Origin of the sequence: Microcoleus vaginatus PCC 9802 (assembly GCA_022701275.1) — a bacterium.
Classification (GTDB): domain Bacteria; phylum Cyanobacteriota; class Cyanobacteriia; order Cyanobacteriales; family Microcoleaceae; genus Microcoleus; species Microcoleus vaginatus_A.
The window spans coordinates 5,782,307-5,803,539 of the sequence record CP031740.1; the positions used below are offsets into that span (position 1 = coordinate 5,782,307).

Annotated in this window: 20 protein-coding genes and 1 tRNA gene; 10 read left to right on the top strand and 11 right to left on the bottom strand. The window is 46.7% G+C overall.

Annotated elements, in window-relative coordinates; genetic code table 11:
- Positions 1-58 precede the first annotated feature (58 nt).
- A complete protein-coding gene (locus D0A34_23980; GenBank protein ID UNU21496.1) occupies positions 59-1,435 on the top strand; it encodes a glycosyltransferase in 1,377 nt (458 codons plus the stop codon).
- Positions 1,436-1,472: 37 nt separating this feature from the next.
- The gene (locus tag D0A34_23985) at positions 1,473-3,395 is read left to right on the top strand and encodes a hypothetical protein (protein ID UNU21497.1); all 1,923 of its coding nucleotides are present in this window, start codon (positions 1,473-1,475) and stop codon (positions 3,393-3,395) included.
- 304 nt (positions 3,396-3,699) lie between these two features.
- On the opposite strand, the gene D0A34_23990 is transcribed toward D0A34_23985, so the two are convergent.
- A complete protein-coding gene (locus D0A34_23990) occupies positions 3,700-3,906 on the bottom strand; it encodes a hypothetical protein (GenBank protein ID UNU21498.1) in 207 nt (68 codons plus the stop codon).
- A 260-nt stretch (positions 3,907-4,166) separates the two neighbouring features.
- Positions 4,167-4,802 carry a uracil phosphoribosyltransferase gene (locus D0A34_23995; GenBank protein ID UNU21499.1) on the bottom strand — a complete coding sequence of 212 codons (636 nt, stop codon included), beginning with the start codon at positions 4,800-4,802 and terminating at the stop codon, positions 4,167-4,169.
- Between the two features lie 600 nt (positions 4,803-5,402).
- Here D0A34_23995 and D0A34_24000 point away from each other — a divergent pair.
- Positions 5,403-5,975: a DUF4360 domain-containing protein gene (locus tag D0A34_24000; protein UNU21500.1), complete on the top strand. Its 573-nt coding sequence runs from the start codon at positions 5,403-5,405 to the stop codon at positions 5,973-5,975.
- A gap of 217 nt (positions 5,976-6,192) precedes the next feature.
- Here D0A34_24000 and D0A34_24005 read toward each other — a convergent pair whose 3' ends face one another.
- The 3 genes from D0A34_24005 to D0A34_24015 all read right to left on the bottom strand — a co-directional run bounded on the left by D0A34_24005 (position 6,193) and on the right by D0A34_24015 (position 9,856).
- Positions 6,193-7,440 (bottom strand): DUF1688 family protein, encoded by a 1,248-nt coding sequence (locus D0A34_24005; GenBank protein UNU21501.1) that lies wholly within the window; start codon positions 7,438-7,440, stop codon positions 6,193-6,195.
- Positions 7,437-8,519: an adenylate cyclase gene (locus D0A34_24010; protein ID UNU21502.1), complete on the bottom strand. Its 1,083-nt coding sequence runs from the start codon at positions 8,517-8,519 to the stop codon at positions 7,437-7,439. The genes D0A34_24005 and D0A34_24010 overlap by 4 nt, the downstream gene beginning before the upstream one ends.
- Positions 8,520-8,608: 89 nt before the next feature.
- On the bottom strand, positions 8,609-9,856 hold the full coding sequence (locus D0A34_24015) for a GTP cyclohydrolase II (protein UNU21503.1): 1,248 nt from the start codon (positions 9,854-9,856) through the stop codon (positions 8,609-8,611).
- A 418-nt stretch (positions 9,857-10,274) separates the two neighbouring features.
- Here D0A34_24015 and D0A34_24020 point away from each other — a divergent pair, with 418 nt between their 5' ends.
- Entirely contained in the window at positions 10,275-11,609 is a 1,335-nt protein-coding gene (locus D0A34_24020; protein ID UNU21504.1) for a cytosine deaminase, read from the top strand.
- 286 nt (positions 11,610-11,895) lie between these two features.
- Positions 11,896-12,570 carry a 7-cyano-7-deazaguanine synthase QueC gene (gene queC / locus D0A34_24025; protein UNU21505.1) on the top strand — a complete coding sequence of 225 codons (675 nt, stop codon included), beginning with the start codon at positions 11,896-11,898 and terminating at the stop codon, positions 12,568-12,570.
- 140 nt (positions 12,571-12,710) lie between these two features.
- Here queC and D0A34_24030 read toward each other — a convergent pair whose 3' ends face one another.
- Together D0A34_24030 and D0A34_24035 are read right to left on the bottom strand one after the other, a co-directional pair.
- Positions 12,711-14,141: an HlyC/CorC family transporter gene (locus D0A34_24030; GenBank protein ID UNU21506.1), complete on the bottom strand. Its 1,431-nt coding sequence runs from the start codon at positions 14,139-14,141 to the stop codon at positions 12,711-12,713.
- A gap of 116 nt (positions 14,142-14,257) precedes the next feature.
- Entirely contained in the window at positions 14,258-14,950 is a 693-nt protein-coding gene (locus D0A34_24035; GenBank protein ID UNU21507.1) for a hypothetical protein, read from the bottom strand.
- Between the two features lie 184 nt (positions 14,951-15,134).
- On the opposite strand from D0A34_24035, the gene D0A34_24040 reads away from it, so the two are divergent.
- A tRNA-Met gene (locus tag D0A34_24040) sits at positions 15,135-15,207 on the top strand.
- A 387-nt stretch (positions 15,208-15,594) separates the two neighbouring features.
- On the opposite strand, the gene pyrR is transcribed toward D0A34_24040, so the two are convergent.
- The 4 genes from pyrR to D0A34_24060 form a co-directional block, all read right to left on the bottom strand.
- Positions 15,595-16,128: a bifunctional pyr operon transcriptional regulator/uracil phosphoribosyltransferase PyrR gene (gene pyrR, locus D0A34_24045; protein UNU21508.1), complete on the bottom strand. Its 534-nt coding sequence runs from the start codon at positions 16,126-16,128 to the stop codon at positions 15,595-15,597.
- 267 nt (positions 16,129-16,395) lie between these two features.
- Positions 16,396-17,475, bottom strand: coding sequence for a cobalamin biosynthesis protein (locus tag D0A34_24050; protein UNU21509.1), 1,080 nt, complete (start codon positions 17,473-17,475; stop codon positions 16,396-16,398).
- A 108-nt stretch (positions 17,476-17,583) separates the two neighbouring features.
- Positions 17,584-17,985: a GFA family protein gene (locus D0A34_24055; protein UNU21510.1), complete on the bottom strand. Its 402-nt coding sequence runs from the start codon at positions 17,983-17,985 to the stop codon at positions 17,584-17,586.
- 37 nt (positions 17,986-18,022) lie between these two features.
- Positions 18,023-18,466, bottom strand: coding sequence for an Rrf2 family transcriptional regulator (locus tag D0A34_24060; protein UNU21511.1), 444 nt, complete (start codon positions 18,464-18,466; stop codon positions 18,023-18,025).
- A gap of 265 nt (positions 18,467-18,731) precedes the next feature.
- Between D0A34_24060 and D0A34_24065 the strand changes: the two genes are divergently transcribed.
- The 4 genes from D0A34_24065 (at position 18,732) to D0A34_24080 (ending at position 21,232) form a co-directional block, all read left to right on the top strand.
- Positions 18,732-19,124, top strand: coding sequence for an AbrB family transcriptional regulator (locus tag D0A34_24065; GenBank protein UNU21512.1), 393 nt, complete (start codon positions 18,732-18,734; stop codon positions 19,122-19,124).
- Between the two features lie 674 nt (positions 19,125-19,798).
- Complete coding sequence (locus tag D0A34_24070) at positions 19,799-20,101, top strand: hypothetical protein (GenBank protein ID UNU21513.1); 303 nt, start codon at positions 19,799-19,801, stop codon at positions 20,099-20,101.
- Positions 20,102-20,333: 232 nt separating this feature from the next.
- Positions 20,334-21,020, top strand: a complete 687-nt coding sequence (locus tag D0A34_24075) for a hypothetical protein (GenBank protein ID UNU21514.1) — start codon at positions 20,334-20,336, stop codon at positions 21,018-21,020.
- Positions 21,017-21,232 (top strand): hypothetical protein, encoded by a 216-nt coding sequence (locus D0A34_24080; protein UNU21515.1) that lies wholly within the window; start codon positions 21,017-21,019, stop codon positions 21,230-21,232. The genes D0A34_24075 and D0A34_24080 overlap by 4 nt, the downstream gene beginning before the upstream one ends.
- The last annotated feature ends 1 nt before the right edge of the window (position 21,233 follow it).

Consider the following 21,233-nt stretch of genomic DNA (forward strand, 5'->3'; position numbering starts at 1 on the left):
AAAGATTTTATCAATCAATTTTATCGCGCAAGTGGCAACTTTATTTATTCCACATCCCATGAAGATTTTGATGCTTTCCTCGACTTTTCCCTATCCGCCAAGCCGCGGAGGAACTCAGGTAAGGACGTTTAATTTATTACAATACTTGAGCCAGCGCCATGATGTAATTCTCGGAACTGTACGATCGCCCGATGTCACCGACGCACAAATCGACGCATTGCGCCAGCAAGTTGCAGAATTGGCAGTTTTTCCCAACTCGCAGACACCCCCCCAACCCCCCCTTGCTAAGGGGGGGCTAAGACTCCACCAGGAGACTGAGGAAGGATTCTTACCTCCCCCCCTTAACCAGGGGGAGGACTTCTTACCTCCCCCCCTTAACAAGGGGGGGACTGAGGGGGGGTTCTCTGAAATAATAGGAAAATTCCACAGATTCAGTCGATTTTTGTTGTCCGGGACGCCTCCGAACGTACTCTCAAGCTACTCCCAAGCAATGCAGAATTGGGCAGACGAATTGGTAACAACAGGCAAATGCGATGCTGTCACCTGCGAACACAGCGTTAACGAGATTTACGTGCGTCCAGAATGGCGGCAAAAAGTGCTGACAGTGGCAAACATTCACAGTTCCGTTTGGGGAACTTGCAGGGAAATGTTAGCAACCGGCACCTCGGAAAAACCCCTGCGCGATCGACTAAATTTACCGCTACTCGCCCGCTACGAAAAACGCTACTGTTCCAAATTCTCCCGCATTGTTGCGACCACATCCACAGACAGAGAGCAACTCCTAGAATTACTGTTGCCTCCGGTTCAGGTGCGAGGAAAACAAGATTTTTTTGTACCTTCCATAGATGTAATTCCTAACGGCGTGGATTTAACCCAATTTCCGTACCGGTCGATCGATCCGGGAGGACATACTTTAATTTTTGCAGGCGCAATGAACAATTTGCCCAATATTGACGCGGCGCGCTTTCTCAGTTTGCAAATACTGCCGCCTTTGCAGCAGCGCTATCCCGATGCTACCCTCACCCTAGTCGGGGCTTCGCCAGTCCCGGAAGTGCTCGCCTTGGGGAAACTCCCCGGAATTCAAGTAGTGGGTCGGGTGCAAAGGGTGGCAGAATATTTGCATCAAGCTGCTGTTTGTGTGGTGCCGATGCGGATAGGTTTTGGGATTAAAAATAAAACTTTGGAGGCGATGGCTGCGGGAACCCCCGTGGTTGCCAGCGATCGAGGTTTGGAGGGTTTAGCCGTCGATGGCGGCCCACAACCGAGAAGGGCCTTGCGGGCGAACAAAGTTCACGAGTATGTTGAGGCGATTACCAGTTTGTTTGAAAATCAGCAGCTAAGACAGGATCTTTCTGTCAGCGCGCGATCGCTCGTTGAAAGCCAATACACTTGGGATATCATAGGTCGGCAGTACGATCGGCTATTGCAATTTTAAACCCTAAATTCTAAAATCTAAATTCTAAAATGGGACGATGGAACACAAAATTAACCCCTCAAAAAATCGAGCCTTACCCCCAGAAAATCGCAAAGTTGCTCCTCCTCCGACAAGACGCCGGCGCCAAACCCGACGCCCCAAAAATCTTCAAGAGTCCCAGCTTCTAATACCTACTCCCCGAACTCGGGCGAGATATCCCTGGAAAAGACTGGTAGCTAATTTGACAGCCCTCAGCGTCTTGTGTGGCTGTGCAGCTTTGATGGGAGGCGGCGCTTGGCTGAGTTACCAGCTAATTGTCGATCCAAATGGCAACAGGTTGATCTCTCAGTTTGTGCCGGAATGGTCGCGCCTGCCTACAGGTAGCAGAAATTCGATCCAAACTCTAGATCAAATCAAAGCCAGCGTCCGCAAATTGGGATTCGTAACCGGAGAACCCCTGCCGCTTCCCGTCGATCAATCCCGCGATAATTCTATTTCCGATTTGCTATTGCCGGTGATGGTAGAAAGAACTGTTAAGGCTTCTACGGTTTGCACAAATCCTTGCCGCCAAATTCTCGAACTTCGGGTGTACAAGCGAGTACAGTTGCCCGATCGCAGTTCCGATAAAGAGCAGTATTTTCAGTTAGCAAGTTCTGTGAACGTAGAAGGCCCGGCGGAATCTTTTGTCATTGCTTCTTTACCTGACTCTACATCTGACAATCAAGCCTCGAATCAGTCGCTACCCCTAACACAACTGCGCCGCTTTGACGGAAAGCCCCCCGCCTCGGGCATTTGGTTTAATGTCAGCGGTCAACTAAAGCGGGGCGACAAGAAAATTCCCTACGGACAAGTCGTTCGCTATAACCCCAGCCAAAATCATTTAATGCCACTGTTGGAGTGGGCGAGTGCGGCCGGACAACCGCCGAATTGGCAGCAAATTGTTAAGGGGGAAAACCCGCAGTTGGCGATCGACCAAACAGTTGGTTTAGAGCCGCAATTTACCCTTTATCAAATTGGCCCGCGCAAATTTTTGCCGAACCCCGTTCAGTTAACGGCGATTTCTTTAGAAGAAATTGCTTTCAATGACGAGACTTACAAAAATGGGCTGCGACTTGCCAAAAGCGGGCTGTGGTCTCCAGCATTAAATGTCATGCGTTTGGCGAAGGGGAAAGCGGGCAAAAATTGGCCCGCTGTCGCGCAAGCTCAGCTAGAAACGATCGAATTTCACGCTAAAATTACTCGGGCTCAGGCGATCGCATCTTGGGCCAGTCCCGGTCAACAAGTTCTCGCAGAATTGATCGACGGCCGCTGGACCGAAGCTTTGCAAGTATTTGAAGCCGATCCGAGCAACAGTCACGAAATAGCCACAACCCTCAAAAATGACGGCGGGCGGATCTGGAACCGCATAGACGCCGCCTTGAGAGTGAATGCCGCTGACGCCGCTGATGTCAAGGCTTGGGGCGCCTTGATTGTAGCTTCTCAAGACGGAACTCGCGAGGCGATGAATTGGCTCGACCAACAATCAGATACTGACAGCGAAACAAGAAATCGAATTCGGAATTTGGTCAACAAACTTCAGGAAGCAGTTTCTCAGGCTGAAAGTTTAGAAGCCCACAAGAGTCAAATTATGGGTTCTGCTACTTTAATTAACAGTATCAATCCCGCTGAGTGGCTGGAACCAGAACCGAAAAACGAGTTAAAATTGGCGGGGGAACAAGTTTGGTATCAGGTGCAGGTAGCGAGTTTTTACGATGGTAGCCGCTGGGTTAATTCGCCCTTTTCAGATGTAGAAGTGCGCTCTTTTCCTGCTACTCAAGTCAAGTGGCTCTGGGGGCGGCTGGGATTACAGGCTGACCCCAAGATTAAGATTGAGGTAGCGATGGCAAACGGTCAACAAAGAGTTGCTGTGGGGACGGTGAAAGCAGTGCAGATTCAAGACGGAAGTCTGCGCTTGCTGGCGGCGGTTGATAAGCGATCGTAATCGGGTAGAAAGCATTCGGCAGATAGAACAGTCCCGAAGGCACTCTTGACACAAAGAAACCGGGTTTTTTTACCGTTTCTGCCGATTGCAACAGAAGTATTTTCGTAAAAAAACCCGGTTTCCTGCGACCCATGCGTCCAAAACTAGGAAAAAGGAAAATGCTCTTTTCTCCCCCTCCCGCAACTCCGAAAGAGGCGCAATCTCAAAACTCTTCCCCTAGCCACTTATCGCTCTTGGACAACCATGCAGACAAAAATTTTGTTAATTTAATTAACACAAGTTGCACACAAAAAACCCAGAGATGTCAAATCGCGCCCTTTTTAGAGAGTGCTGCAATCATCTGCCGTTTCACCGCTTTAGCCCAAAGCTCAAACTCCAAACTGTTGATATTGTTGATTTTCACTTCCTCAACAGGCTGAGTTGGGGCTTCTTTCTGTGCTGTAGTCTCCATTGTTTTTTTCCTCGTCCAAAAAATGTTAGTAGTCGATCGCAAATGCTTAGCATCATACATCTATCTTATGAACTAATTCCTGCGATTAATTACACTAAAGGCAGAGATTTTACCCATAAGATGCAGTAAATACATCTAGATAATGCAATTTACGAATTTAATGTAAGAAAATCCTACAACCCTTGCTATATATAGGCTTTTCCTGACATTAAAATCTTACAATTTACATTGTATGGCACTATCCAACCACTACTTATGTTAGTAAAATTATTTTTTAATGAATGTATTGGCATATACAGCCCAAAATCATTTTATTGAATTCAGAGAGTGCCGTAAAGCCGATCGCCCGCATCTCCGAGTCCGGGTACAATATAGCCGTGCTCGTCCAAACACTCGTCAACTGCCGCCGTATAAATCTGCACGTCAGGGTGTTGTTCGTGAAAGTGCTTAAGTCCCTCCGGCGCCGCCAGCAAGCACAAAAACTTAATAGACTTCGGATTAACTTCTTTAAGCCTATCCACTGCCGCCACTGCTGAATTACCAGTAGCCAACATCGGATCGACAATTAAAACATCTCGCTGTTCGATATCCTGGGGAACTTTGAAATAATATTCGATCACCATCCGAGTTGTCGGATCGCGGTACAAACCAATATGTCCCACCCTCGCAGACGGAATCAGCTCTAAAATACTATCTAACAGTCCCTGACCTGCGCGCATAATCGAAATAATAACAATTTTCTTTTCTGCAGCCAGCACGGGTGCATTCATTTTTGCGATCGGCGTTTCTATTTGTTCGTATTTTAGTGGCAAATCTCGCGTCACTTCATAGGCTAGCAGCATTCCAATCTCTTTCAGCAGTTGGCGAAATTTCCCCGTACTCGTTTGAGTTTGGCGCATTAGAGTTAACTTGTGCTGTATCAAAGGATGGTCAATGACAGTAACTTTAGGACTCATCTTTTTGAATAATTAATTTACTTTATTCTAACTTATCAACCATCGAGGCATTCTTGACGCACAAAAACCCGGTTTCTGCAACCCCTGCGTCCTGGACTACTTATATCAAATCCCTCTTGAAAACACGAATATCGCGCCAATAAAATTGCTTCTACACTTGCCTTTCATCCGCCCATGGCTGCACTAAGTATCCGAGGTTGGAAAATAAACAAATATGTCATTATCTCGTTTCTCTCCTTCCCGCACTCTTCCTAAGAACGCAGATCCGGGCCCAAAAGCCTCCCCACTGGTTTCGCTGTCTCGAGCTCCATCCAAGCCCGTTAACACTGATCCGGAGTTTCGCACCGAAATCTTCCGGAACTTTTACCAACCGATATGAATCTTAAGAAGTATCAACAGAAAACCTATTTTTTCGATTAATTCACTAATCGAAAAAACCTGAATAGGAACTCCCCATGAGGTCATAAGCTTGGCTTGACTGCCTTTTCATCTTTCAACATGAAGGCGGTTATATCCAACTTTAAAACGCATTACCGAAATTCAGTTCCATTTTTTTAGGGTGCTCCTAACACACAACTGAACTTATTAAGGAGAACATCCATGAAGTTTGTAAAACTATTGCTAGCTACGGCATTAATGACTGCTTCTATCGGCCCCGCCTTGGCTAATCCTGCCGTTCAAATTTTAGGTGCAAGCTATGGCGGTAGCGGTTGCCCCGATCGCTCCGCCAGCGTCAGCGTCAGCCCCGACGGTCAAGAACTCACCATCCTATTTGATAAGTTTGCAGCCCAGGGAAATGTTTCAACACAAAGCCGGAAAAGCTGCAATCTGAGCATTCCCATCAAAGTACCCCAAGGCTACCAAATTTCTATCTACGATGCTGATTATCGCGGCTACGTGGCTCCCAAAACCACAGCCAACCTGCGAGCAGAATACTTTTTCGCTGGAACCCGCGGCGCAGTTTTTAATCGGAATCTCAGCGGCGAAACTAACTACAATGTTCGAGATAGCTTAGCCACTGTAGCGAATGTTTGGTCTCGCTGCGGCGACAGTGTAAATATGAGAGTAAATGCTGCAATGACAGCCCGCGGTGCCGGCATGGCCACCGTTGACTCCTTCGATTTGGCTCATCGCGGTTTAGTTTATCATGTCAAATATCGCACTTGTCGCTAAGCAGCTTGTCGGGAGTGTAGTGTGAGGAATAGTTTTCAGGTTTGAATTTTGAATTTTGAGTTTTAAGTTGGAAGAGGGGATAATTTTCCCTCTTCCTTCTTGCTTCTTGCTTCTTGCTTCTTCCCTCTTCCTTCTTCCCTCTTGCTTCTTGCTTCTTCCCTCTTCCCTCTTCCCTCTTCCTTCTTCCCTCTTCCCTCTTCCTTCTTCCTTCTTCCTTCTAAAACACAGTGCCGTCACTTTCAATCTGAATTGGTGGCACTCCACCAGCCCTCAATTCGCCCGCAATTTTCCGCCCCGCCGCCCAAGTTCCTCCTTGCAAAATCTTCACCAGCGGCAATTCTGTCGCACTCAAATGCAGCTTTTCTCGAATAGCTGCGGCAATTTTATCTAAAAGATTCACAGTCAGCGATCGCCATTCTACTATAACTTCCGAATCCGGCAAGTAACTCTGCTCAAAAATAACCGAATCTTTTGCCCGCAGCAGCCCGATATCCAAACATAAACCGCCGTTGCGGTACTCAGGCAATCCCGTTAACTCATCCAATCCGGCGACTTCTAAACCAAGTTCTTGCAGCGGTTCCAACAGCGAATAAGTCAACCACTGCGAGAGTTTGTGAAACGGCACGAATTCATCTCCCAGATTTTCTCCTGTTAAAGCCGGATGCCGCCAAACATCGCCTAAATTAACGCCACCAATTGCATATCTTCCCGGCCAAATTTCCCCAAAACCTGTCAAAACAGCGCTCAACACGACCGCAGCCTTCACAGTGTTGACTCCAGAAACCCGAATGTCGAGCAAGTATTTTGCCAAATTGCCGGGACGCGGGTTTTCGCTGCCAAATAATAATGGATGCTGACAAATCGCCTTTCCCAAACGCTGCAATAATTCTAATCTTCCTGTTAAACCCACTAGCGGATTGTCTCGACTTACCTGAAATCCCGCAGCTAAGGTTTCGAGTTTTAATTGAGAAAGTCCGCGAGAATCAGCTTGCCAAGGAAAATCGGGATTGCTAGAAAAAACACCTTGACAAAACATCCGCAAGCTGGCTATTGCTAACCCTTCAGAACGGCGGTAAACCTGCCCGGTTTCTGGTTCACAATACTGCCAATCTGCACCAGCACCGGCATCGAGCAAAACGCTGACAATTACTAAATCAAATTTGATCTTAGCTTGCTCTAGGAGTGAAAATTCTGTTAAAGCTGCATCTAATTCGGCGAGTCGCGACAAGTTGCCAGCTTCAAAATGTCGCCAGCGACTGTGAAAGGGAATGTTAAAATCGGGATACTGTTGGCGCGTTGTGTCAATTACATAATTTGCTGCTTTGTCGAGTTGGGATAAATCGACGCGGAAGTAGCGGAGTTTGTCTAGGCGGGCTAAATCAAAAAGCCGATCGCACTTTTGGCGAATAGCAACCGTTGTTCTCAGATATTCTACAGTCTCAAGTTCAATATTTTTCAACTTCATACCACCAAACAACGGTAAACATCGTTTTCTTGAAAAAAGTCAAACTGACTGTAATCTAAAAGATTATCTAAAATCACATTTTTATCTAGTTTGATCAGCTTATATTCCCACTTCGATCCGCTGACTTCGCGTTTTATTTGATCGGAAACTATCACCGAGTTTTTTTCGACCCTCGGAGATACTATTTTACTTAAATCTTCCAGTCTGTCGGCTATGTTAATATCTTTTCCGTAAGTGCAAGACCTAAATATATATAAATTTCCCTTAGCAACTCCCACGGACAAGCCGCAAGGTATTTGATTGGCGTGAATAAAAAGTTTCCAATTCTCGCACAAACTTTCCATTGCCGCTAAGGCTGAGTGAGCTTCCGGGAAAGTCAACAAATGCGAATCCCCAACAATACTGCGAATTGTGCCACCGTATTCTTCGCAAATTGTTTTTTCAAAAGTATCAAAGTTGGTGAGCAAATATTCAACGTCTTTGATAGAATTAGATTCTTGATAAGCTATAAAACCTCTCAAATCTGCTTTAATTATTGCTTGATTCTTGATGATTCGCGTTTTATAACTTTGGTCAACTTTGTATACTTTTTCCGGTTCGCTCATCCCTTTCAAAGAAAACTCGTTGACAAAAGACGTTTGCACTTCTGCTTTGTTGAGCGCCAGCCATGCTGCTTGGGACAAATATATTTCATCCGGCGGAGTTACTGATTCTATGCGCGCTGTTAAATTCACAGTATCGCCAAAGATATCTTTATCTTGATGCAAGACATCTCCTAATGTAATCGACACGCGAATAGCCAATCGTTCGTCGTTCGCCTTGCTAGATTGTTGCGCTCTCAATTCTTGCTGCATTTCTATGGCTGCTACTGCCGCTGCTGTGACGCTGGGAAAAATTATCCAAAATGAATCACCTTCCCCTTTGATCACGCTACCTTCATTTCTGGCGCTAATATCTGAAACAAAATTTTTATGCTCGTTTAACAAACTACTCAAGTCCGACTGAGATAATTTTTTGACTCTGGCGGTATATCCGCAAATATCTGTTTTTACGATCACACTAGAACGCAAATTAGCCATAACCTACCCTGACTGATGAAAAACCAGCAATAAATTTTATTTAGCAAAGACGCGATTGTTCGCGTCCCATCGGTCGCGTCTTTGCCCTCTTAATCTCCTAAATCCCGTCCGATCGCTTCTCCAAGAATTGTAGCATCTGGCACCGGGTCTGGCGTGTAGTAGCCGGCGGCTTTTTTGGCGACAATTTCGACTTGTGCGTCTGCGGGAATCCAATCTTCAGGAATAGGGATGCGATCGACCACCTGAATGCCAGAATTGATAATCGCATTGTATTTCATATCGCTCATAGAAACTAAACTGTCAATTCGAGAGATACCCAACCAGTGCAGCACGTCTGGCATTAGTTCTTGAAACCGCATATCTTGAACTCCCGCAACACATTCAGTGCGCGTAAAATAGGCATCAGCGCGATCGCCGCCTTCCTGCCGTTTTCTGGCATTGTACACCAAAAACTTAGTCACTTCCCCCAAAGCTCTCCCTTCCTTGCGGAAGTAAACTATTACCCCAGAACCGCCTGCTTGTGCCGTTTGGATGCAAATTTCCATCCCGTGTACCAAATAAGGGCGGCAAGTGCAGATATCGGAACTGAAGACATCTGAACCGTTGCATTCATCGTGTACCCGTACCGCCAACTGCTTATCCGGGTCAGAAATATTCGCGACATCGCCAATAATATAAACCGTAGTTCCGCCAATAGGTGGCAAGAAAACCTGTAAGTCCGGCCGCGTCACTAAATCCGAGAACATTCCGCCTGTTTGCTCAAACAGGACACGGCGGAGAACGCTTTCTTGAGCCCCAATCCGCCGAGCAATTCCCGGCAAATACCAAACCGGGTCGATCGCAATTTTAGTTACTGCTAAATTGCCACCTGCTTTGACTATTTTGCCATCAATTTGCACTCGCCCCTTAGCGATGGCATCTTGCAATTCCGGCATATTAATGTGAGCTTTAGTGACAGCAATGGTCGGTCGAATATCATATCCCTGCTGGAGAAATGAAGTATAAACTTCGCTGACCAAACCCCCAAAGGGATCGAGAGAAACAATCAAATTGCGATCGCCCCAACTCGGGTGCGGCCCGATGTGTGCGGCCGGAGAGGTGTTGGTAAAATCGGGGCGGTGATCTGCTTGGAGTGCGCCCGAAGCAACTGCTAGCGCGCGATAAACAGAGTAGGAACCCGAATGAGTGCCGATCGCATTCCGGTGAGACGCTTTGGTGAGGCTACCAATCACAGGCCCCCGTTTCAGCGGATCGATTTCTCCCCAGTAAATGGGATGAGGTTTTGTGCCGGATCTGTCGGGATGGGATGTTAAAACTATATGCTTTGGTTTTGACACAGTTGTTTTTGGCTTTTGCTATGGATGCTGCTGTTAGTTGAAAGTGAAATTGCAATTTGAAGCAGTGATTTATGATAGCAACAGGATTAAGGCTCTGGAAGTATCCGGCATAGCCAAACTCGTGACACTGATTTTCGCGCTATCCTCAAAAATATAAAAATTTTATATTTGTGCTTCAGTGCTCAGGGCTGCCGTACCAACAACAAAGCTACCTATTTAATCCAAGTTTCTTTAGCGCTTTTATTTCATTTGTGCATGAGATTTTTTTGAACTAACCACACAGGGCGCAGAGGACGCAGAGCCTCTATAAAAGATAGAAAGAGGAAAAGAGAGATGTTCACAATTCCTGCAAGGGTTGCTATAGTTACAAATGGTAGCGCTGAATTATCAAGAAAATACATACTAACTCACAAAATTAATGTTGCCAAGTACATCTAATTATTGGCTAAAAAATAGTCGCGTACCCGCGTCTCTTCTAGAGATGCAATCGATCGCCCCGTCAGCTTCTACTGTGGCGACAACGGGGACTGAGAACAATTTTTGTTTGGTGGATTTGGAAATTGCAGCGGGTAAGATCGCCCAAATTATCCCAGCAGGTACAAAACCTGTATCCTCCTCTGGAGATATCCCAGTTATAGATTTGCAGGGCGGCTTAGTTTGGCCTTGCTTTGTGGATATGCACACCCATTTAGACAAAGGTCACATTTGGGAACGATCGCCCAATCCCGATGGAACTTTTGCCAGCGCGATCGAAGCGGTAGGCGCTGATGCCCAAAAAAACTGGAATGCAGAGGATGTTTACCGGCGGATGCAGTTCGGCCTCAAGTGCAGCTACGCCCACGGAACCAAGGCCATCCGCACTCACATCGACAGCGCAGGCGAACAGGGAACCGTTAGTTTGGGAGTATTTGAAGCGCTGCAAGCCGAATGGGGCGATCGGCTGATCTTGCAAGCAGTTTCCCTGGTTTCCCTCGACTATTTCCTGACACCCGCCGGCGAAAAATTAGCCGATCGCATGGCCCAAATTGGCGGCATTCTCGGCGGCGTCGCCTATATGAACCCCGACTTAGACAAACAACTCGATCGAGTTTTTGCCTTAGCCAAAGAACGAAATTTAAACCTCGACTTCCACACCGACGAAAACGACGATCCAGATTCAGTAACATTGCGGGAAGTCGCAAAAACCGCCATCCGCCATGAATTTGGGGGTCAAATAATCTGCGGACACTGCTGTAGTTTAGCCGTACAACCGTCAGATTTAGTAACAGAAACCCTGGAATTAGTCAAGGAAGCAAATATTGGCATTGTCAGCTTGCCGATGTGCAACCTTTACTTGCAAGACCGACAATCTCAGCATACACCGCGCTGGCGGGGAGTGACACTGCTGCACGAACTCAAAGCCGCCGGAATTCCCGTTGCAGTTGCTAGCGACAATTGTCGCGATCCCTTTTACGGATTTGGCGACCATGATGTTTTGGAAGTTTTTAATATGGCAGTCCGCATCGCTCATTTAGATAGGCCTTATGGAGACTGGCCCTGTGCAGTTACAAAGACTCCAGCCGATTTAATGGGATTGCCGAATTTAGGACGAGTTGCAGTGGGTTTACCTGCTGATTTGATTTTGTTTAAGGCGCGGAATTTTAGCGAATTGTTATCTAGATCGCAGGGCGACCGCACAGTTTTGCGGCAGGGCATTAAAATTGATACAACTTTGCCCGATTACCGCGAACTCGATGATTTATTAGCAATTTAAATCTGACATTTGGCACCAATATCAAGAACAGGCAAGATGCCTGTTCCACAAAAGATGAATTTCCTTTCTACTCGTTACTAGGCAGAGCCTGGGAACCTGGAAACCAGTTAAACAGGCACTATAAATTATCAACAAACGTCCCTTCTATTTTCTTCCTTCGCGTCCTTCGCGTCTTCGCGGTTCGTTCAAAAAAATATCTTTCACCAAGCATTTAGCATTGCTATCTTGTCAATTTGCAACTAATTTGATATAAATATAAAAGCTAATTTTAGTGAGGATGTTTTAAGTGAAAGCAGTTATTTTATTGTCGGGAGGGCTGGATTCCTCAACTGTTTTGTATCAAGCCAAAGCCGACGGCTGCGAGTGTTACGCTATTTCCTTTGACTACAAGCAAAGACATCGGCGGGAGTTGGAATCAGCAAGGGCGATCGCACTTGCTGCAGGTGTTAAGGCACATCAGATAGTAAACTTTGACTTAACACTGTGGGGCGGTTCGGCATTGACAGATAATGAGATGGAATTACCGATCGATCGCAATCTTGCAGAAATGTCCCAAAACATCCCAATTACCTACGTTCCTGCTAGAAATACGATCTTTCTCAGCTTTGCCCTCGCCTACGCAGAAACTCTAGAAGCCGATCGCATTTACATCGGTGTCAACGCTTTAGATTATTCCGGCTATCCCGACTGCCGCCTCGATTACATCCAAGCTATGCAGGAAGTATTTCGGTTAGGAACAAAGCAGGGCAGAGAAGGAAATGCTATTAATATTATCACACCTTTAATCGAACTTAAAAAGACAGAAATTATTCAATTAGGCAACCAATTAGGAGTACCTTGGGAGCAAACTTGGTCTTGCTACGCAGGCGGGGAAAATGCCTGCGGCGTTTGCGATTCTTGTCGGTTGCGACTGGCGGCTTTTGAGGAATTGGGGCTGAAAGATCCGGTGCCTTATGCTTAAACAGTATTCCGACTCGGCAGTTGAAAGCGCTCCTCCATAAACTCTCGTCCCTCTCTAAGAGACTAAAGAATAAACGGGGTTGCTAACTCAGATTTGGTATAAAAAGTTGCGCTATTTTGATCGCCCTTTTCATCAAAATCTTAATGAGACAATTTTGCCACACTACTCAACCCGCTATTCTTTCGCCCTTTCCCCACAATTTCCTCATCGGCTGCTGCAATTTCATCTAAAGCTCGATCGCCCGCAGCCTCTTCCAACAAGTGAATTTGAAGTTGCTCCAACCGCGGCCCGGACACAGAAACAACCGTAAGTTCCACATTTTCACAGCGCCAAACTTCCCCCACAGCCGGCATTCTTTGCAACTGATAGCTCAGAAAACCTCCGATTGTCTGATATTCGTCAGTTACGGGCAACTCCAAATTCAATATTTGATTCACATCATCTAAATTTAACTGCGCTTGCACTAAATAAGTGCGATCGTCCAATACTTGCAAAGCAATTTCTTTGCTGTCGGGTGACTCGGAGCTGCGACCGATAATTTCGGCTATCAAATCCCGCAATGTCACTAACCCGGAAATGCCACCAAATTCATCGACTACGATCGCAATTTCTTCCGACGAACTCTGCATCAAAGGCAGCAGTTCCCCCAGCAGCATCATCTCCGGCACAAACCTCACCGAACCCATCCAAGTTACAATTGGCGTGTCGGGAGATAGCAAACCTTCAGCTAGCGGTTTCGCAAGTTGTTTGAACCCAATAATGCCGATAATGTCGTCTAAAGAATCTCCCGTCACAGGATAGCGGGAATGGTTAGAAATCGCCATTTCGTCGAGCAAAGTTTGAAAGGTGGCTGTCTTGGGAAGTGCGACAATGCTAGGCCTCGGCACCATTACTTCTTCTACCCAAACTTCGCCAAATTCAAACACGTTGTTGAGCAATTCTCGCTTTTCTGCTTCCAAGCCGCTGGATTCGCTGGAAGTAGCTATAATTAATTGCAGTTCTTCGGGAGTAACCGGGCGATGCCTTAGATCGTATTCGATGCCCGCAAACCGCAAAAGCGATCGAGTAGATTGATTGAGAAACGACACAAAGGGCTTGAACAAACGGGCAATCAATAAACTCGGAGGCCCTAAAGTTCTGGCTAGCTGTTCGGAATACAGCAACGCTACAGATTTGGGAAAGAGTTCGCCCAGTACGATTTGCAGGTAAGCTAGCAACAAAAAAGTTACTATTGGTATGCTAAAAGAATGGGCGATCGCCGACTTGATGTAAATTGGCAGCGGCAAATAGCCGATCGACATTCGGACTAGCACGGCGATCGTACTTTCCCCAATCCAGCCGAGAGCTAAACTAGAAAGAGTGATTCCCAACTGCATTGTCGAGAGCAATCGCTCAATACTTTGCTGCAAAGATTGCACAGTTAAAGCTGCAACGTCGCCAGCTTCCACTAACTGATTGATGCGCGATCGGCGTACCGTCACCATCGAAAACTCAGCCGCCACAAAAAAAGCATTAATCGCAATCAGCAACAGCACTGACAGCAACCGCGACAGCACCTCTGTCAAACTCATCGCGGGTAAATCAGATATCTCCTGCACTCTCGCCCCTAAAAGTGACACAATGCTCCCTAAAAAAACTTTCTAGATCAAACCTGAGAATCTGTCTGCAGGTTTGGTCTTCTTTTATTTTACTTCGCCACTGGAATGCCAGATATTTGCAACTGAAGTTTTTGACCTGGATAATCTGTCAGCGTCAGCGAAACTTCTTTAGCATTTTCCAGCAAAGCTGTGGGAATACTCACCGTACCGTAAAACACCTGCCCGTTGGCGGGCAGTTCCGAGGGCAAATCCTCGGCAGTCGCGCTCAGGGCCCGACCGCGATCGTCAGTAACGTTCAAGAAACTGTAGAGAAACCTCACAGGTTGGGAGCCTTCATTTTTCATGCTCACGTCTAGCAGCATGGAATTGTTGCGCTGACTGGCCGCGCTCACTTCCAGGGTTATTCCCCCGTCGCGACTGTTCAGGGGAAACTTGGCGCTGGCATTTTGTGCAGCCGGTTTTTTTGCCGCGGCTGGTTTAGAGCTTGCCTTGTCTGTTTTAGTATTTGCTTGAGCCGTTGTTTTTTCTGGATCGCGACCTTCTACCCGTGCTTGGACGGTTGTGAGAATGTCTTTTTCTTTCAAAATGCTCACTTGGTCTTTACTAGCCGTCTTTCCAGGCTTGCCGCTGCCAGCATTGTTGCTGGGACGAACATCGGGTTGAGTCGTTCCTTGCAAGGCTTCGCGACCTATAGTAAATCCCCAAACAGAACTCGTCACGCCTGCTCCAAACATCAGAGCCAGCAGAATTAGAGTCAGCACTACCGTCGAATTCACTGCCATTGCCTATAAGTTTATGCCGAGTCCTAGAAACTGCTTTGTCCGGTCGATCGGCTCCAGCACATTGGCTAACAGGCGATCGGGACTCAGCAGATCTAAAGATTTTGATTTTTGTTCTCTAGTTCTAGCACGGACTGAGAAATTATGTTATAATTCATTTTGAGTTAGATCAAAGAAATCGATTTAACGGCAGTTGGCCGAGCGGTTTAGGCAGCGAACTCATAATTCGCCCCAGGCAGGTTCAACTCCTGCACTGCCGATTTAAAATCCATCACGACGCTTCGCGCTCTGGCTAAAAACCAGGTTTCTTCCCAGATACCAGTCCTGGACGGATGGGCGGGTAGAAACCGGGTTTCTACGAAAATTTTGCGATCAGTAACGAAAAATATACCAAGAAACCTCATTTCTGAGGTCGCAAGTGCGATCGCCAACTAGAAATTTGGTCGATCGACTCGCTCGTGAGATTGATCGCGCTCTCAAGATCTCGCACTGCACTCGGAAAATTATTATTCTGATGCAAAGGTCAACGATATCAAGCCTTAATCAATTCCACATTATATCGGCTCGCTTCTGAGATGGCGGGCGCTGCGCGGGGACGATCGTACAGCACTCCAAAAATTATTATTCCGATGCAAAGGTCAACGATATCAACCCTTAATTAACTCCACTCCGTCGCGCCCGTCGAGTTCTTGAACGTAAACCTTAACTTGTTCTTCCTTTGCAGTCGGCAACTTTTTACCCGTAAAATCCGGCTGAATCGGTACTTCTCGGTGGCCACGATCGACTAATACCGCTAACCAAATTTTCTCCGGCCGCCCGTAATCGTTGACCGCATTCAAAGCCGCTCGACTCGTTCTGCCTTTATATATAACGTCATCTACCAACACCACGGTTTTGCCCGTCAAATCGAAAGGAATTTCTGTTTTAGCCGGTGTCCGCATCGCAACTCGATCCAAGTCATCTCGGTAAAAGGTAATATCTAAAGCGCCCACGGGTACTTTGACTTGTTCGAGAACTTCAATTTGATCTGCCAAAATTTGAGCTAAAGGCACTCCTCTACTATGAATGCCCAACAGCACTAACTCCGAGGGATTCCCTGATTTTTCGACAATCTGGGAAGCGACGCGGGTGAGAGTGCGCCTCACTTCATCAGGGGATAAAATTTCGATAATTGTAGTCATTGGTTGCTGCGAGCTAATTGTTGGCTGTTGGCGGATCGAACAATTTTAGATTTTAGATTTTAGATTTTAGATTGACTTTACAGATGAATTTGGGGGTTTGAACGAAGGTCAAAACTTTTTTTTGCTCCTGTCGGTGGCTGATCTGTGTCTTCTGCAGGACTTACCCCGAACGGATGAAAAGCAGATGCTGCGATTGCTTGGCTGAGCGCGAACAATGACAGAAATACGTTATTTATGCCTCCTGGACTGTTCGGGTGAGGTCATCAGTTAGCAGCTCAAACATAATAAGGTATAAAAAAGCAATGATAGTCCCAACCAAATCAGAAAGCAATACCGAGTTAATTGCAATGCTTGGCCAATTAGCGGCGCTGTGATCGGGTGAATCGGCTCGCCTAAGAGCGGTTTGTGTTTGAGAACTCCGCGATAGGAATTGGTACCTCCTAGTTGTACTCCCAAGATGGCGGCGTAAACGCACTCGCTCCAACCGGAATTGGGGCTGGCATCTTTAACAGCATCTCTCTGACAAATTTGCCAAATGTAAATCGGTTTGCCAGATATAAGGGCTAAAGTAATCACTGTTAGCCGGCAAGGAATCCACGTCAGCACGTCTTCTAGTTTGGCGCTAAACCATCCTAAATCTGTGTATGGCGCTTCTTTGTAGCCGATCGTAGAATCTAATGTGCTGGCTGCTTTGTAAGCGATCGCCAAGGGGACGATCGCACTCGCCCACATCGAGTTAGGATCGATCGGCCCAGCGGTAACACTTAATAATAGATGCGGCAGAGCGAACCCAAGTAAGGCATAAAATAGCGGTGCTGTCACACCATCGACTGCATTCTCTGTTACCGTTTCTAACAATGCTCGCAGAATTTCTGGCTCGGATAAGTTTTCGGTATCCCGGCCGACGTAAAGGCTCAACCTTTCTCGCGCCTTGACTAAATTTCCAACATTTAAAGGTGCTAGCACATCCTCTGCAGCCGCCCTCAAACTGCGACCTGCAAAACAGCTTGCCAGCAAAATGGTGTCTAGGGCAATACCTAAAAGAGGATGCACCCAACTAGCAGCTTGGACGAGCAACCAACTGACAGTATAACTGCCTACAATCAGCCCGATCGCTAGTATTGTACCAGCACATCGTAACAGCAGTTTGTGCTGATCGCCAGCGGGACGATCCTCTGCTTCAGGCATTTTGCCTGCGGGATTATTCCATATATTAAAGACAAGTCGAGTATAGCGCTCGATCGCCCAACCCATCGCCTGCACGGGATGTGGCCAACCCCAAGGATCGCCGATCGAATAATCCAACACCGCAGCTAAAATCAAAACAGGAAATTCATCCGGCATCATTATATATTGTGTCAAACTTGATAGTCCGTCCGAGCAAGAGCACTCGCAATGGTAGCGCAGGTTTTAACTACTCCTACCCTTGCGGACTTTGATTTTTGAGCTGCAATTTTAACTGCTGAGATTACTTTCGTCGCGGAGCAAGTGTACGTTCTGCTCCCAATTAACACCGTCAAAGGGTAGGATCTGAAAGTGTTCGATGGCATAGTCGTCAAGACAGCGGACGTTGACATCGAAATGATCGGGATGCGATCGGGGGCGATAGAACGAGTGAATGCCGCAAATTCGGCAGAAAGTATGTTGAGCAGTTCCTGTATTAAATGTATAGGTGGTCAAAACATCTTCGCCACTGAGCAAGGTAAAACGTTCCGGCGGCACAATGAGGTGCAAAAATCCTTTCTTTTTACAGATAGAGCAGTTGCAATCAGATGCTTCGTGTTTGTCAACGGCGACACGGAAGCGGACAGCTCCGCAGTGACAGCCGCCAAAGTAGGTAACAAGTGTTGCGTCCATGTGTGATTGCTGGCGATCGAATGAATGAACTTACCATTTAAATGATAAAGCTAGTTTCTTCCCCAAGAGCCGCTTGCCAACTGCGGACATCATAGTATAAGTCTTCGAGGGAAATACTGTACAGCGCTTCGGCCAGTTTTTTGTGCAATCGGTTCCACAAACTGAATGTTACCCAGTCCTCTGCTTGCGTCGCGTCGGGAAAATGTCGAGGTAAAGGTTCAATAGTTTCACCTACAGCCTCTAAGATTTGTCCTAAAGAGATTTGAGCTGGCTGGCGGGCTAATTGATATCCTCCTTGGGAACCCCGAACAGATTGGACTAAACCGGCTCGTCGCATTTCAATCAGCAATTTTTCTAGATACGGAGCAGGTAACTCCTGTCGCTTCGCTATCGATTTCACCGATGTCGGGCCAAAGCGAGGTTGCAAACTTAGATCCAGTAATGCTTTGACACTGTAGTGTCCGCGTGTGGTTAACTTCATGGGATTTTAAGAGCGGGGCAAATATTCAGCTAGCTGATAGCTGATAGCTTATGCTACCGACTTTAGAGATTGCTCGCATCGGCTGCAGCTACTCCTCAAGAAAGACTGCAGTTTGTTAAAAATATTTAGATAATAGTGGTTAACAATTGAGCCGATCGGTGTAATATGGTTTTACGACCAGCTATAAAGCTAAAGTTTCTTGGTCAAACCAAAAACCAACCGAGAAAAAATCCGTACACCAGTTGAATATTTCAGGACTCAGTAAATGGCTAAAAAGAAAAATATCGAACCCCTTGAAGGCGAAGATCTGATCAAAAAGGTCAAAGACCTAGAGAACCTTACCAAGGAAGAAAAAGCTAGAGCCTGTGGCTACTACACCGTTACCAAGAACGGCGTAGAACGGGTCAACATGATGAAATTCCTGAATGCGCTGATTGATGCAGAAGGCATTCAGCTAGACGGGAAGCAAAACGGCAATGGACGCGGCGGACGCTCTGCCAGCTATCGGATTAGCGTTCAATCTAACGGCAACTTACTGATTGGAGCTGCCTACACCAAACAGATGGAACTCCAGCCGGGAGATGAATTTGAAATCTCTTTGGGACGCAAGCACATTCACCTGCGCCAAATTGATCGAGAAGAAGAAGAAGAATCCTAGGCCTTTACGACTTGCTTTGACTTCTTGCTTGAACTGGTTGGTTTGACTTCAAGCATTGACTGCAAGCAGAGAGTTGGCTCTGAAATCTTTCTGTGAGCCTAAAACAGTATGGCTTCTATAGATGGCAATGGCTCGACAAAAGCCACTGCCACCACTTTATATTTTGCGAGAATACCTATTCTCGCCCCTCGCTATATCCGTGTGGACAAGCGGGGGATTTTCCGCGTAGCTGTTAAAGAGAAGTTCTGCAGCCAATGGTGTACGGGATTTAACGGATGTAATCGATGGATGTTCTGCAGCCAATGGTGTACGGGATTTAACGGATGTAATGGATGAACCGAAGAGGTTTGAAGGAAGAATTAGGTTTGGTTGAGGTAGGAAACCCACCACAGCAAGAAAATGGCGGAGGTATTCTCAGCTAACAGTGGGTAATAGCAGTTGAAAAAAAGAATGCCACTGTAGAGATGCTCGAAAGCACGAGCTTGATCATTCATTCCCAATTATTTAACCTAAAATCTAAAATCTCAAATCTAAAATTGTATAAGTCTCGTGCTTGCTCCTGATTTGTGTCTCTGTGGGAGGGGTTTTGAGGGCAAGGAAACACCTCGATCGCCCCTAAGTGAAATTACAGGCAGGAACAGTTAAAGTGTTAGGGAGCAATTAGTGACCAGCCTATGCTGTTGCCCCGATTCGCGAGTAAAACTTCTCAACACCACACAAAAATCTCCCTGCGTCGCCTTCTAGTGGCCTCTGTTGTGCTGCAAATCGTCGCAGCAGTCGGGATGGTCGGGTATCTGTCCTTTCGCAACGGAGACAAAGCAGTCGAAGAGTTCGCCGAGAAATTGATCGCCCAGACGGGGAAGAGAGTTGAAGAAAAGCTGATTTCTTTTCTCGAACCTACCCAGTGGGTAAATAAACTTAACAACGCTGAAGCGATCGACCGCGCTGAATTAAACTTACAGTTAGAAAGACCCTAGCCTCGGGGAGAGAAGTTCCTCTGGCAGCAAATGCGATCTTTTAAAAGCATTCAATGGATATCCTTCCGTGCTGAAAAATCAGGAGAATATCTCGGCATTGGCCGCAACCCCACGGATAACAGCTTGCAAATTGTCGCAGCTAACAAGTCTACCAACTCTCACAACATATACTAAGCTACAGACAGCCTAGGCACTCGCACCGCTAAATTAAAGGCAGAACCGGCAACCTACAATGCCCGCCTGCGCCCCTGGTACAAAGAAGCTGTCGCAGCGAACAAACAAAGCGATTTGGACGAGTATTTATCCTGGTTTTACTCCCGGGAGTGTTTTTATTGCTGCCAGCCAACCGATTCGCGATCGAAATGGTAAATTGCTGGGAGTTAGTGCCGTAGACTTTTCGCTCTCGGGGCTTCAGCACTATCTCCATCGCATCAAGCTTAGCAAAACGGGACAAATTTTCGCGATCGAACGATCGGGCTTGCTGGTTGCCAGTTCGAGTCAAGAATCACCCTTTAGAAAGATGTCTGGAAAGCAGCAACTGCAGCGGGTGAATGTTTTAGACAGCCAAACTCCTGTCATTCGCACCGCAGCTAAATATTTGTACGAACACTTCGGGGGTTTTGGCGACATTAAGCAGCGGCAGCAACTGAAATTTAGCCGAGACGGGCAGGAATATTTTGTGGAAGTGCTGCCGTTTGCTGATGTTTACGGTTTGAACTGGCTGATTGCGATCGCAGTTCCCGAATCCGATTTCAAGGGGCAAATTAACAAAAATACGCGCACTACAATTTTACTTTGTTGGGGGGCGCTGCTGCTATCGACAATTGCTGGAGTGGTGACAGCGAGGTGGGTAACACTGCCCCTGCTGCGGCTCAACGAAGCAGCTAAAGATATTGCCGCCAGAGAGTGCGTGCTGTGACTGTCAGTAGGCTTGATGAAGTCGGCGAATTAGCGCCGTCTTTCAACGAGATGGCAGCTCAACTGAAAAAGTTTGTTCCAGCTTTGGCACAAAGTGAAGAAAAATTTGCCCAACTGGGAGAAAATTTGCCCGTTGGAGTCTCGACGATAACTCCGGGTGGCGCAGTTATTTTCATCAATTGGGCGCGAGAGCAAATATTGGGTAGGGGATAAA